The sequence below is a fragment of the Nocardia harenae NBRC 108248 genome, from assembly GCF_001612885.1.
Lineage (GTDB): Bacteria > Actinomycetota > Actinomycetes > Mycobacteriales > Mycobacteriaceae > Nocardia > Nocardia harenae.
Genome location: NZ_BDBH01000001.1, coordinates 416,304 through 431,668, shown reverse-complemented (window position 1 = coordinate 431,668; position 15,365 = coordinate 416,304). Strand labels below are relative to the sequence as shown.

Genomic DNA, 15,365 nt, shown 5'->3' with positions numbered 1-15,365 from the left:
GACGATGTGTCACCATTCGATGCTTGTTCTGGGGGCCAGTCGGTAATGACAGGGGAGCGGACGATCGGTGGGTGTGACGTGCTGGCTGGTGGGCGACGACGGGGCGACGGGGTTGCCGGGGTGAGCGGCGAATGACCAGTGCCGCCCGGCCGAGGGCTGCGCGAACCCGCAGGTCGCGCCTCGTTTCCCTGCCCCAGCTGATGACCTCGGCGGTGGAGGCGAACCCGGACGGCACCGCGGTGGTGTTCGCCGGGGCGGACGAGACCTACGGCAGCCTCGGCTACGCCGAGCTGGACGAGCGCTCCAACCGGCTCGCCCGGCTGCTGCTGGAGCGCGGGGTCGGGCCCGGCGATCTGGTGGCGATCGGCATTCCGCGCTCGCTGGAGTCGGTGCTCGCGGTGTGGGCGGTGGCCAAGACCGGGGCCGGGTTCGTGCCGGTGGATCCCAAATATCCGCGGGAGCGGGTGGCCTACATGGTGCGCGATTCCGGCGCGGTGCTCGGGCTCGCGGTGCGCGCGGTCCGCGCCGAGCTGCCCGACGCGGTGGACTGGATCGTCATCGACGCCGACCTGGATCTGGAGGCGTGGTCGCCGGAGCGGATCACCACCCTCGACCGGCGCCGGGCGCTGCGCCCGGACGACGCCGCCTACGTCATCTACACGTCGGGCTCCACCGGGCAGCCGAAGGGCGTGGTCGTCACCCAGGCCGGGCTGAAGAGCTTCTGCGACGAGCAGCGCGACCGCTATAGGGTCGACAGCGATTCCCGCGCACTGCATTTCGCCTCGCCCTCGTTCGACGCCTCGGTGCTGGAGCTGCTGCTCGCGCTGGGCGGTGCGGCCGCGCTGGTCGTGGTCGACCCGGCCATTTTCGGCGGCGACGAGCTGGCCCGGCTGCTGCGCCGGGAGCGCGCCACGCACGCCTTCATCACCCCGGCGGTGCTCGCCTCGCTCGACCCCACCGGCCTGGACGAGCTGCGGGTGGTGGTCGCCGGCGGCGAGGCCTGCCCGCCGGAGCTGGTGCGGCGCTGGGCCTTCGGTGGCCGCGAGTTCTACAACGGCTACGGCCCCACCGAGACCACCATCATGACCAATATCAGCGATCCGCTGGTGCCGGGCGAGCCGGTGACGATCGGCAGGCCGATCCGCGACATCAGCGAGTTCGTGCTGGACGAGCGGCTCGGCCCGGTGCCGGACGGCGTGGTCGGCGAGCTGTACATCACCGGCGCGCAGCTGGCCCGCGGCTACCACGCGCGGCCCGCGCTCACCGCGGCCCGCTTCGTGGCGAACCCGTTCGAGGAGAACGGCTCCCGGCTCTACCGCACCGGTGATCTGGTGCGCAGACTGCCCTCCGGTGAGGTCGAGTACCTGGGGCGCAATGACTTCCAGGTGAAGATCCGCGGCTTCCGGATCGAGCTGGGCGAGATCGACGCGGTGCTCGCCGAGCACGCCGATATCGATTTCGCGGTCACCGTCGGTCACGAACTCGACAGCGGCGCAACGATTCTCGTGTCCTATGTGCACGCCGCCGCCGGTGCGACAGCCGATACCGCCGCGCTCACCGAGCTGGCCGAGGCCCGGCTGCCCGCGCACATGGTGCCGACCGCGATCATGGTGCTCGACACCATCCCGCTGACCCCGGTCGGCAAGCTGGATCGACGCGCGCTGCCGGAGCCGGTGCTGGAGCACAAGACCTACCGCGCGCCGGAGACGCCGGTGCAGCGCGCCATCGCCGAGGTGCTCGCGGAGGTGCTCGGTTCCGAGCGGGTGGGGCTGGACGACGATTTCTTCGCGCTCGGCGGTGACAGCATCACCGCCATCCAGGTGGTCTCGCGGGCCCGCGCCCGCGGCGTCGTCTTCACCCCGCGCGAGGTCTTCGAGAGCCGGACGCTGGAGGCGCTGGCCGGGCGGGCGCACATTGCCGAGCCGGCCGCCGAGGCGGAGCTCGCGCTGGCGCCGGTACCGGAGGAGGAGCGGGAGCGGCTGGCGCGGCGATACCCCGGGCTGGCCGAGGTCTGGCCGCTGACTCCGCTGCAGTCCGGCATGCTCTTCCACGCGCTGCTCGCCGAGACCTCGATCGACGCGTACATGACCCAGTTCGTGATCGATCTCGGTGGCCGGGTGGACGCGCAGCGGCTGCGCGGCGCGGCCGCCGCCGTGCTCGACCGCCACGACAACCTGCGGGTCGCCTTCGCCGAGGGCGGTGACGGCAATCCGGTGCAGGTGGTGCTCGACCGGGTCGAGCTGCCCTGGCGGGCCGTCGATCTCGCGCACCTGGACGCCGACGCCGCCGCACTGGAGACCGATCGCCTGCTCGCCGCCGACCTGGCCGAGCGCTTCGACATGCGCCGCCCGCCGCTGCTGCGTTTCGCGCTCATCCGTACCGCGCCGGATGCCTGGCGGCTGCTGGTGACCGCGCACCACATCCTGATCGACGGCTGGTCCATGCCGCTGCTCATGCAGGATCTGCTCGCCGTCTACGCGCTCGGCTCCGCCGCCGCGCTGCCGCCGGTGCGCTCGTACCGGGCGTACCTGGCCTGGCTGGCCGACCGCGACCAGGGCGAGTCCATCGCGGCCTGGCGCACGGCGCTGGCCGGCTTCGACGAGCCGACGCCGCTCGCCCCCGCCCGCCGCGGCCGCGAGCTGGCCGAGGGGATCGGCGAGCTCGGCTTCGCGCTGAGCGCCGAGCAGACCGCCGGGCTGGCCCGGGTGGCGAGCGAGGTCGGGGTCACGGTGAACACCGTGGTGCAGGCGGCATGGGGGCTGCTGGTCGCGCGCTCGGTGGACCGCGACGACGTGGTCTTCGGGGCGACGGTGTCGGGTCGTCCGCCGCAGCTGCCCGGTGTGGAGTCGATGGTCGGGCTCTTCCTGAACGCCATTCCGGTGCGGGTGCGGCTCGGCGCGGACAGCACGCTGACCGAGGTGCTGCGCGCACTCCAGGCCGAGCAGGCCGGGCTGCTCGACCACCACTACGTGGGGCTGAGCGAGATCCAGGCGGCCATCGGGGTGCCCGACCTCTTCGACTCGCTGCTGGTCTTCGAGTCCTTCCCGGTGGACGCCGCCGCGCTCACCGCGGCCGCCGACGCGCTGGACGGCATGACCATCACCGGCGCGTCCGGGGTGAACGGCTCGCACTACCCGCTCACCGTCATGGTGATGCCGGACCGGCAGTGGCAGCTGCAGATCAAGTACCTGCGCGAGGTCTTCGACGACGAGCAGGTGCGGGCACTCGCCGATCGGTTCACCGCGCTGCTTGCCCGATTCGTGGCCGAGCCGGGGGCGCGGGTCGCCGAGATCGACGTGCTCACCGATGCCGAGCGCTCCACCCTGGCGCGGGTGAACGACACCGCCGCACCGGAATTCGCGGACGACGCCACGCTGATCGCGCTCTTCGACGCGCAGGTGGCCCGCACCCCGGACGCCGCCGCGGTGCTCGCGGAGGGGGAGACGCTCACCTACCGCGAACTCGACACCCGCGCCCGCGCGGTGGCCGGGTACCTGGCCGCGGGCGGCGTGGGCCCGGAGTCGCTGGTGGCGGTGGCGATGCGGCGCTCGGTGGAGCTGGTGGTGGCGGTCTACGCCGTGCTCCGCACGGGCGCCGGGTATGTGCCGATCGACCCGGATCACCCGGCCGAGCGCAGCGAGTACGTGCTCGGCAGCGCCGCGCCCGCGCTGGTGCTGACCGCTCGACGGGACGGGTTCGCCACGGCGGCCGACATTCCGGTGGTCGCGGTCGAAGACATCGCGGGGGAGCCCTTGACGGGCGCTACCCCGAAGCCGGGCAATGTCGCGTACGTGATCTATACGTCCGGGTCGACGGGTCGGCCGAAGGGTGTGGTGATCACGCATCGGCAGATGGTGAATCAGTTCCGGTGGGCGCAGCGGGAGTATCCGCATGGTGTCGGGGATGTGGTGTTGTTCAAGACGCCGATCACTTTCGATATCTCGACGTGGGAGCTGTTCTGGCCGTTGCAGACCGGTGCGGCGATCGTGGTGGCCGAGCCGGAGGGGCACCGGGATCCGGGTTATCTGGCGGGGGTGCTGGCCGAGCGTGCGGTGACGGCGGTGCATTTCGTGCCGTCGATGCTGGAGGCGTTTCTGGATGCGGTGCCGGAGGTGTCGCTGCCCGCGTTGCGTTTCGTCTTCGCCGCGGGTGAGGCGCTTTCCCGGGAGACGGCGGCGCGCGCTGCCGCGCTGCTGCCCGGGGTCCGGGTGGACAACTGGTACGGGCCCGCCGAGGCGACCGTGGTGAGTGCTTTTCCCGCCGCGGCTGCGCGCGGGGGGACAAGTGTGCCGATCGGGGCGCCGGTGGCCAATACCGGTGTGGCGGTGCTGGATCGGCAGCTGGTGCCGGTGCCGGTCGGGGCCGCCGGTGAGCTGTACGTCTCCGGTGTGCAGCTGGCCCGCGGGTACGCGTCCGCGCCCGGGCTCACCGCCGAGCGGTTCGTCGCGGGGCCGGACGGAACTCGGCTCTACCGGACCGGTGACGTGGTGCGCTGGGTTTCCGCGGGTTCGCGGCTGGCGCTGGAGTATCTGGGTCGCAGTGATTTCCAGGTGAAGCTGCGGGGTCAGCGGGTGGAGCTGGGGGAGATCGAGAGTGTGCTGCTCGCGCACCCGGGAGTGCAGCGGGCCGCGGTGCAGTTGGTGCGGGGTGCGACCGGGGACCGGCTGGTGGGGTACGTGGTTCCCGCCGGGGAGTTCACGGAAGCCGACCTGCTTGCCCACGTGCGTGCGGGTGTGCCGTCGTACATGGTTCCTTCGGCGTTGGTGGTGTTGGATTCTTTCCCGCTCAACCCGAGTGGCAAGCTGGACCGCCGCGCGCTTCCGGTGCCGGAGGCGGCGGCGCGCGAGTACCGCGCGCCGGGCACCGAGGCCGAGCGGGCGGTGGCCTCGGTATTCGCCGAGGTGCTCGGGGTCGAGCGGGTCGGCGCGGACGACGACTTCTTCGAGCTGGGCGGCAACTCGCTCGCCGCGACCAGGGTCGCGGCCCGGCTGGGGGCGGTGACCGGTGCCAGGGTGCCGGTGCGCACGGTGTTCGAGCGGTCCTCGGTGGCCGGTCTGGCTGCGGCGCTGCCGAGTGGCGATGCGAGCGAGCGGCTCCCGCTGGTCGCGGGGGTGCGCCCGCCGCGGGTGCCGTTGTCGCTGGCTCAGCAGCGTATGTGGTTCCTGAACCGCCTGGACCCGGAGTCGGCGGTCAACAACCTGCCGGTCGCGGTCCGGCTCACGGGGAGCCTGGACACCGCGGCGCTGGCCCGTGCCGTGGCCGATGTGGTGGCCAGGCACGACACGCTGCGCACCGTCTATCCGGCCGATGCCGACGGCATCCCGCACCAGGTGGTGCTCCCGGTGGATCGGGTCGCCCCCGCACTGGCCCCGATCCCGGCCGAGCGGCTGGACGAGCAGCTCGCCGAGGTACTCGGCGCCGGCTTCGACGTGACCGTCGACCCGCCCTTCCGCGCTGCCCTGCTGGAGCAGGGCCCCGGGGAGTACATCCTGGCCTTCGTGGCGCACCACATCAGCGCCGACGGCTGGTCCATGACCCCGCTGACCCGCGACATCATGCTCGCCTACGCGGCCCGCGCTGCGGGGCAGCCGCCGGCGTGGGCGCCGCTTCCGGTGCAGTACGCCGACTTCAGCCTGTGGCAGCGCGCGGTCCTCGGGTCCGAGGACGACCCGGGCAGCCTGCTCTCCGCGCAGGCCGCCTACTGGCGCGACCGGCTCGCCGGGCTCCCCGCCGAGCTGGCGCTGCCCGCCGACCGCCCGCGCCCGGCCACCCAGTCCTTCGCGGGCGGGCAGCACGGGTTCGTGATCGACCCCGCCCTGCACACCGCGCTGACCGAGCTGGCCCGCGCACACAACGCGACCCTGTTCATGGTGCTGCACGCCGCGCTCGCGGTGTTGCTGGCCCGGCTGTCGAACAGCGCCGACGTCGCGATCGGCACCCCGGTCGCCGGGCGTGGCGAGGCCGAGCTGGACGACGTCATCGGCATGTTCGTCAACACCCTGGTGCTGCGCACCGAGATCGCCCCCGAGGCCGGTTTCGACGCCCTGCTCGCGCAGACCCGTGAGCACGACCTGGCCGCGTTCGCACACGCCGACATTCCCTTCGAGCGGCTGGTCGAGATCCTGGACCCCGAGCGCTCCACCGCGCGGCACCCGCTCTTCCAGGTGATGATCTCGCTGCAGAACCTGCCCGCCGCGAGCCTGGAGCTGCCGGAGCTGCGGGCCGAGGCGGTCGATTTCGCGGTCGACACCGCCAAGTTCGATCTCATGCTGGCGCTGCGGGAGGCGGGCGAGCACGGTATCGCCGCCGAGTTCTCCTACGCCCGCGATCTGTTCGACCCGGAGACCGTCGCCGGGTTCGCCGAGCGCTACGTGCGGCTGCTCACCGGCATCGCCGCCGACCCGGCCACACCGGTCGGCGACCTCCCGCTGCTCTCCGCCACCGAGACGGCGAACCTGCCGCACGCCGTCGAACCCCGCGACCTCGGCCCCTCCCTGCTGCTCCCGGCGCTCTTCACCGAGCAGGCCCGCCGCACCCCGGACGCCGTCGCCGTCGTCGACCCGGACGGCAGCACCCTCACCTACGCGGAGTTCGGTGCGGGGGTGCACCGCCTGGCCCGCCGCCTCACCGCGGCGGGCGTCGGCCCGGAGACTCTGGTCGCGCTCGGCCTGCGGCGCTCGGTGCGGCTCGTGGTCGCCGCCTACGCGGTGCTCGAGGCAGGCGGCGGCTACGTCCCGCTCGACCCGGACCAGCCCGCCGACCGCATCGCCCACATCCTGGACACCGCCGCCCCGGTGCTGGTCCTCACCGCCGACGGCTTCGACGCGGGCGCGCACCCCGCGCTCGACCTCGCCGCCGAAGACCTGACCGGCTACCCGGACACCCCGCTCACCGATGCCGACCGCGGCGCCCCGCTGCGCCCGCACAACCCCGCGTACGTCATCTTCACCTCCGGCTCCACCGGTCGGCCCAAGGGCGTCGCGGTGCCGCACGCCGCCGCGGTGAACCAGATCCGCTGGATCACCGCCGAGTACGGCATCGGCCCGGACGACGCGGTGCTGTTCAAGACCCCTGCCACCTTCGACGTCTCGGTGTGGGAGCTGTTCGGCCCGCTGAGCGTCGGCGGCCGGATGGTGGTGGCGAGCCCGGACGGCCACCGCGACCCGCGCTACCTCGCGGAGGTGATCGCCGAGCAGCGCATCACCATGACCTCCTTCGTCCCGTCCATGCTGAGCGTCTTCGCGGCGGGCGCCGACCCGGCCGCCCTGACCTCGCTGCGCGCGCTGCTGCTCGCCGGTGAGGCGCTGACCGGCGCCGTGGTGGACGCGGTCCGCCGGATCACCCCGGCGGCGCTCTACAACCTGTACGGCCCCACCGAGTTCACCGTGCACGCCACGCACACTCCGGTCCCGGCCGCGGTTCCCGGCGCGGTGCCGATCGGCGCGCCGGTCTGGAATGCCGCCGCCTACGTGCTCGACGCCAGGCTGCACCCGGTGCCCGCGGGAGTCGCGGGGGAGCTGTACCTGGCCGGGGCGCAGGTGGTGCGCGGCTACGCGGGCCGCCCCGACCTCACCGCCGACCGCTTCGTGGCCGACCCCTTCGGCCCGCCCGGCACCCGCATGTACCGCACCGGCGACCTGGTCCGCCGCGGCCCGGACGCCGCCCTGACCTACCTGGGCCGCACCGACTTCCAGGTGAAGCTGCGCGGGCTGCGCATCGAGCTCCAGGAGATCGAGGCCGCGCTCACCGCGCACCCGGAGGTCACCCAGGCCGTCGTGGTGCTGCACTCCGACCCGCACACCGGCGACCGGCTCGTCGGCTACGTGGTCCCCGCTGCGGCCGACACCGCCGCGCTGCGCGCGCACCTCGCCTCCCGGTTGCCCGGCTATATGGTGCCCGCCGCGCTGGTCGCGCTGGACGCCATGCCGCTCAATGCCAGCGGCAAGCTGGATCGAAAAGCGCTGCCGGAGCCGGTCTTCGAGAAGGCGGCCTTCCGCGCCCCGGTCACCCCGGTGGAGCAGATCGTGGCCGGGGTCTTCGCCGAGGTGCTCGGCACCGAGCGGCGGATCGGGCTGGACGACGACTTCTTCGGCCTCGGCGGCAATTCGCTGCTCGCCACCCAGGTGGTCGCGCGGATCGGGGCGGCGCTGGACGCGCACCTCCCGGTCCGGGTGCTCTTCGAGATCGCCACCGTCGGCGGGCTGGCCGCCCGCGCCGAGCAGGCCGCGGGCGGCGGCGCCCGGCCACCGCTCACCGCGGCGCCGCGCCCGGCGCACATCCCGCTCTCGCCCGCGCAGCAGCGCATGTGGTTCCTGAACCGCTTCGACCGCGGCTCGGCCGCTTACACCATCCCGGTCGCGGTCCGGCTGCGCGGCGCGCTCGACACCGCCGCCCTGCGCGCGGCCGTCGCGGATGTGGTGGAGCGGCACGAGATCCTGCGCACCGTCTACCCGGAGACCCCCGAAGGCCCGGCCCAGGTGATCCTGGCGCCGGAGCAGGCGGCGCCGAAGCTGCGCATCCGCCCGCTCACCCCCGGCGAGATCCCCGGCGCACTCGCCGAACTCGTCACCACGGCCTTCGACGTCACCGCCGAGGTCCCCCTGCGGGTGGTGCTCTTCGAGCTCGCCCCCGACGATTTCGTGCTGGCCATGGCGATCCACCACGTCTCGGGCGACGGCGCATCGGTCGCCCCGCTCACCCGCGACCTCATGATCGCCTACGCCGCCAGGACCAGCGGCGAGGCGCCCGGCTGGGCGCCGCTGCCGGTGCAGTACGCCGACTACAGCATCTGGCAGCGCGCCCTGCTCGGCGCCGAGGACGACCCGGAATCGCTCGCCGCCGAACAGCTCGCGCACTGGACCCGCACCCTCGCCGGGCTGCCCGACCAGCTGGAGCTGCCCACCGACCGCCCGCGCCCCGCGGTGCGCTCCTACGCGGGCGGCATCGTGCCGGTGGAGATCGATGCCGAGACGCACGCCGCGCTCGCCGACCTGGCCCGCGAGCAGGGCGCCACGCTCTTCATGGTGGTGCACACCGCGTTGGCGGTGCTGCTGGCCCGGTTGGCCGCCACCGACGACGTGGCGATCGGCACCCCGATCGCGGGCCGGGCCGAGCCGGGGCTGGACGACCTCATCGGCATGTTCGTCAACACCCTGGTGCTGCGCTCCCGGATCGCCCCGCACGAGCGCTTCACCGAGCTGCTCACCCGGCAGCGCGCCACCGACATCCAGGCCTTCGCGCACGCCGACGTGCCCTTCGAGCGGCTGGTCGAGGTGCTGAACCCGGCCCGCTCGCAGGGCAGGCACCCGCTGTTCCAGGTCGGGCTCTCGTTCCAGAACTTCACCGCCGCCGAGCTGGAGCTGCCCGGGCTCAGCCTCTCCGGCGTCGAGATCGACACCGCGCTCTCGCAGTTCGACCTGCACCTGATCGTCGGCGACAACTACGACGCCGACGGCGTCCCCACCGGCATCGTCGGCGGCCTCACCTACGCCACCGACCTCTTCGACCGGGAGACCGCCGTCGAGTTCGTGGCCCGGCTCGGCCGGGTGCTGCGCGCGATCATCGCCGACCCCGCCGCGGTCGTCGGCGATATCCCGCTCTCCGGCACCGCCGAGACCGAACGGCTGCTCCGCGCGTGGAACTCGACAGCGCACCCGGTGCGCTGGGAGCTGCTGCACCAGGGCTTCGAGGAGCGGGTGCGGGCCACGCCGGACGCCGTCGCGCTGGTCGCCGAGGGCGAGCAGCTGACCTTCGCCGAGCTCTCCGCGCGGGTCGAGCGGCTGGCCCGGGTACTGGTTGCGCGCGGGGTCGGGCCGGAGGTGCCGGTGGCGCTGGCGCTGCCGCGCGGGGTCGAGCTGGTGGTCGGGATGTACGCGGTGCTGCGCGCGGGCGGCGCCTTCGTGCCCATCGACCCCGGCCACCCCGCGGAGCGGATCGGCCACATCCTGGACACCGCCCGCCCCGCCGTGGTGCTGATCTCCGACGACACCGGCTTCCCGCTCCGGGTCGAGTCCCCGCTGGTGGTGCAGGAGCTGGACGGCGAGCCGGGCTTCGACGGCCCGCTGCCGGTGCCCGCGCCGGAGAACCCCGCCTACATCCTGTTCACCTCCGGCTCCACCGGCCGCCCCAAGGGCGTGACCATCACGCACCGGGCGGTGGCCAACCAGATCGCCTGGATGGCCGAGCACTACGGCTTCGGCCCGGACGACGTCTACCTGCAGAAGACCGCCTCCACCTTCGACGTCTCGATCTGGGGGTACTTCCTGCCGCCAGCCCGCGGCGCCCGGCTGGTGCTCGCCGCCGACGGCGCCCAGCGCGACCCCAGGCACATCGCCGAGCTGGTGCGCGCGCACCGGGTGACCCGCACCGACTTCGTGCCGTCCATGCTGAATGTCTTCGCGCAGTACGCCGCTCGCGCTGATCTGGCCACCCTGCGCGATGTCTTCGTGATCGGCGAGGCGCTGCCGCCGGAGACGGTGGCCGCGCTCGCCAAGGTCTCCGACGCCGCCGTGCACAATGTCTACGGCCCCACCGAGGCCGCCGTCTCGGTGACGTACCACGAGGTCACCGCCGCCGACACCGCCGTGGTGCCGATCGGGGTCCCCGAGTGGAACTGCACCGTCTACGTGCTGGATGCGCGATTGCGGCCGGTCCCGGCGGGAGTCTCCGGCGAGCTGTACCTGGGTGGGGTACAACTGGCGCGCGGCTACGTCCGGCGCCCCGACCTCACCTCGGATCGCTTCGTGGCCGACCCGTTCGGCCCGCCCGGATCCCGCCTCTACCGCACCGGTGACGTGGTGTCCTGGCGGGCCGACGGGGTGCTCGTCTACGGCGGCCGGGTCGACTTCCAGGTCAAGTTCCGCGGCCAGCGCATCGAGCTGGGCGAGATCGAGACGGCGCTGCTCGGCGTCGACGGCGTCGCGCAGGCGGCGGTGCTGGTGGCGGCGGGCGGCACCGGCGAATTCCTGGCCGGGTACGTCATGCCCGCTCCCGGCGCCGAGCTGGACCCCGACGCGGTGCGCGCCGGCGTCACCGCGGCGCTGCCCGGGTACATGGTGCCCGCGGTGGTCACCGTGCTGCCCGAGTTCCCGCTGAACACCTCGGGCAAGCTGGACCGCAAGGCGCTGCCGGTGCCGGAGTTCCGCTCCCGCGGCTTCCGCGCCCCGGCCACCCCGATCGAGGAGATCGTGGCCGGGGTCTTCGCCGAGGTGCTCGGGATGGAGCGGGTCGGCGCGGACGACGACTTCTTCGCGCTCGGCGGCAACTCGCTGCTCGCCACCCAGGTGGTGGCCAGGATCGGCGCCGCGCTGGACGCCACCGTGCCGGTGCGCGCCATCTTCGAGGCGGGCAGCGTGGCCGCGCTGGCCGCACGGGCCGAGCAGCACGCGGGCTCCGGTGCGCGGCCGCCGCTGGTCGCCGTGGAGCGGCCGGACGAGTTGCCGCTCTCGCTGGCGCAGCAGCGCATGTGGTTCCTGAACCAGTACGACCCCGGCTCGGCGGTCTACAACATCCCGATCGCGGTCCGGCTCACCGGCGCGCTCGACGTGCCCGCGCTGGAGCAGGCCGTCGCCGACCTGATCGGCAGGCACGAGGTGCTGCGCACGGTCTACCCGCGCACCGACGCCGGGCCGGTGCAGCGGGTGGTCTCGGTGCGGGAGGCCTTCGACGGCCTCGCCGCCGAGCTGGTCGCCGTGGACGACCTGCTGCCCTGCGTGCAGGCGGTGCTCACCGACGGCTTCGACGTCACCGCCGAGGTGCCGGTGCGGGTCGAGCTCTTCCGGATCGTCGGCACCGACGAGCACGTGCTGGTCGTCGTCGCGCACCACATCGCCGCCGACGGCTGGTCGGTCGGGCCGCTGACCAGGGATCTCATGGTGGCCTACACCGCGAGGGCGGCGGGGGAGACCCCGGCGTGGGCGCCGCTGCCGGTGCAGTACGCCGACTACACGCTCTGGCAGCGTCGCGTGCTCGGTGCCGAGGACGACGCGGAGAGCGTGCTCGCCGCGCAGGCCGCTTTCTGGCGCTCCGCGCTCGCCGGGCTCCCGGACGAGCTCGCGCTCCCCGCCGACCGGCATCGCCCTGGCACCGCGAGCTTCGCCGGGGCCAGGGAGACCTTCACCATCGACCCCGAGCTGCACCGGGCGCTGCGCGCGCTCGCCGCCGAGCACAACGTCACGCTCTTCATGCTGGTGCACGCCGCGCTCGCGGTGCTGCTGGCCCGGCTCTCCGGCGGCGACGACATCGCCGTCGGCACCCCCATCGCGGGCCGCGGCGAGCCGGAGCTGGACGACCTGGTCGGCATGTTCGTGAACTCGCTGGTGCTGCGCACCGGCATCGAGCCCGCCGAGCCCTTCACCGAGCTGCTCGGCCGGGTCAGGGAGGTCGACCTCGCCGCCTTCGCGCACGCCGACATCCCCTTCGAGCGGCTGGTGGAGCTGCTCGACCCGGTGCGCTCACAGGCGCGGCACCCGCTCTTCCAGGTGGTGCTCTCGCTGGCCAACCTGCCCGCCACCGAGTTCGAGCTGCCCGGGCTGCGTATCGCCGGGGTCGAATCGGACACCGCCATCGCCAAGTTCGACCTGCAGTGGACGCTCAACGAGGTCACCGACTCCCACGGCGAGCCCGCGGGCATCGCGGGGATGCTGGAGTACGCCACCGATCTCTTCGACCCGGAGACCGCCGCCGGTTTCGCCGAGCGCTTCGTCCGGGTGCTCGCCGCGGTGGCCGCCGACCCGGCGGTCCCGGTCGGCGCGGTGCAGGTGCTGGCCCCGCGCGAGCACGCGGAGCTGACCGCCAGGTGGGGCGCGGCCGCCGCGGTGCCGCGGCCGCTGCCGGAGCTGCTCGCCGCGGCAGCCGCGCTCGACCCCGCCGCGCCCGCGGTGGTGTACGAGGGCGCTACCACGAGCTACGCCGAGCTGGACGCGCGCTCCAACCGCCTGGCCCGGCTGCTCATCGCCGCGGGCGCGGGCCCGGAGGAGCGGGTGGCGCTGGCCGTGCCGCGCTCCGCGGACTCGGTGCTGGCGGTGTGGGCGGTGGCCAAGACCGGCGCCGCCTTCGTGCCGGTGGACCCGACCTACCCGGCCGAGCGGATCGCGCACATGGTCACCGACTCCGGCGCCGCGCTCGGGCTCACCGTGCGCGGTGCCGCCGCCGGCCTGCCGGACTCGACGCGCTGGCTGGTGCTGGACGAGCTCGACGCCGACGGGTACGACGCCGCGCCCATCACCGACGCCGACCGGCTCCGGCCGCTGCACTGGAACCACCCGGTCTACGTCATCTACACCTCCGGCTCCACCGGCGTGCCCAAGGGCGTGGTGGTGGCGCACTGGGGCGTGGCCAACTTCGCCCGGATCGAGGCCGAGCGCTTCGACCTGGACGCGCGAACCCGCGCCCTGCACTTCGCCTCGCCCAGCTTCGACGCGTCGATCCTGGAGTTCCTGCTCGCGGTGGCCTGCGGCGGCGCGCTGGTGGTCGCCCCCGCCGACCTGTACGGCGGCACCGAGCTGGCCGAGCTCATCGAGCGCGAGCGAATCACGCACGCCTTCGTCACCCCGGCGGCGCTGGCCACCTTCGAGCCGACCGGGCTGGACACGCTGCGCGTGCTGGTCGTCGGCGGCGAGGCCTGCCCGCCGGAGCTGGTCGGCCGGTGGGCCACGCCGGGCCGGGCCTTCCACAATGGCTACGGCCCCACCGAGACCACCGTCATGACCAATATCGCAGGCCCGATGCGGCCCGGCGCGCCGGTGACCATCGGCCCCCCGCTCCGCGGCCTGCGCTCGCTGATCCTGGACGCGGGGCTGCGGCCGGTGCCGGTCGGCGTGGCTGGCGAGCTGTACCTCGCCGGGGCCGGGCTGGCGCGCGGCTACCACGCCAGGCCGGGGCTCACCGCGGGCCGGTTCGTCGCCGACCCGTACCTGCCGGGCGGGCGCATGTACCGCACCGGCGACGTGGTGCGCTGGACCCGCTCCGGCGAGGTCGAGTACGTGGGGCGCTCGGACTTCCAGGTGAAGGTGCGCGGTTTCCGGATCGAGCTGGGCGAGATCGACGCCGCGCTGGCCGCGCACGAGTCGGTGGACTTCGCCGTGACGGTCGGGCGCGATGGCAGGCTCGCGGCGTACGTGGTCGGCCGCGACATCGACACCGCCGAGCTGACCAGGCACGTCGCCGCGCGGCTGCCCGGCTACATGGTGCCGTCGGCGATCACCGTGCTGGCGAGCATCCCGCTCACCCCGGTCGGCAAGCTGGACCGCGCGGCGCTGCCGGAGCCGGTCTTCGCGGCGCGGGAGTACCGCGCGCCGGCCACACTCAGCGAGGAACTGGTCGCCGGTGCCTTCGCCGAGGTGCTCGGGGTGGACCGGGTCGGCGCCGACGACGACTTCTTCGAGCTCGGCGGCACCTCGCTGCTGGCGACCAGGGTGGTGAACCGGATCCGCGAGCTCGGCGGCGCCGAGCTGCGGGTCGCGGTGTTCTTCAGCGATGCCACCGTGGCCGGGGTGGCGGCCAGGGCCGCCGAAGCGCTCGCGGAGACCGGCGACGCCGACGCGGCGATGGGTGTGCTGCTGCCCATCCGGGCGGCCGGGAGCAGGCCGCCGCTCTTCTGCGTGCACCCCATGTCGGGGCTGGCCTGGGCCTACGCGGGACTGGCCCGGTTCCTCCCCGCCGACCAGCCGATCATCGGCATCCAGTCGCCCGCGCTCTCCGAGGACGACTGGCGGCCGCTCTCGGTCGCCGACATCGTCACCAGGTACGTGGCCGAGATCCGGGCGGCCCGGCCGGAGGGGCCGTACCGGCTGCTCGGCTGGTCGCTCGGCGGGGTGCTCGCGCACGCGATCGCGGTGCGGTTGCGCGAGCAGGGCGCCGAGGTGGAGCTGCTGGTGGTGCTCGACGGCGTGCCCGGGATCGACCTGGACGATTTCCGCCGCGAAGTGCGCACCGCCTTCGCCGAGGTGGGGATCGGCCCGGACGCGCTGCCGGACGCGAGCAGCCTCGGCGAGCTGAGCGAGGAGGCGCTCGCGGTATTGCTGGAGTCGGTCCCGGCCGACCTGGCGGTGCTCACCGCGGACCGGATCCGCCGGATCTACCGGGGCGCGGTGCGCGCGGTGGAGCACGTCACCCGGTACCGGCCCGCGGTCTTCGACGGCCGGATCGACTTCGTCGGGGTCACCCGGCTGGATCCGGGCGCCGAGCCGCACGCGGGCGCGGCGGGCTGGCGGCGCTACACCGACGGCCAGGTGGCCGAGCACTCGATCGACTCCACCCACCTGCGCATGATGGAGCCGGAGGCGCTGGTCCAGCTGGGACCGGTGCTGACCGGGCTGCTCGGCGGGGACGGTGCCGAGCGGACGGCCGGTACTTCCCGATAGAGT

At 73.9% G+C, this 15,365-nt stretch carries 1 protein-coding gene; it reads left to right on the top strand.

Going from position 1 to position 15,365, the window contains the following annotated elements; genetic code table 11:
• The first annotated feature begins 188 nt into the window (after window positions 1-188).
• Window positions 189-15,362, top strand: a complete 15,174-nt coding sequence (locus NH2_RS01670; RefSeq protein ID WP_439951727.1) for a non-ribosomal peptide synthetase — start codon at window positions 189-191, stop codon at window positions 15,360-15,362.
• Window positions 15,363-15,365 lie beyond the last annotated feature (3 nt).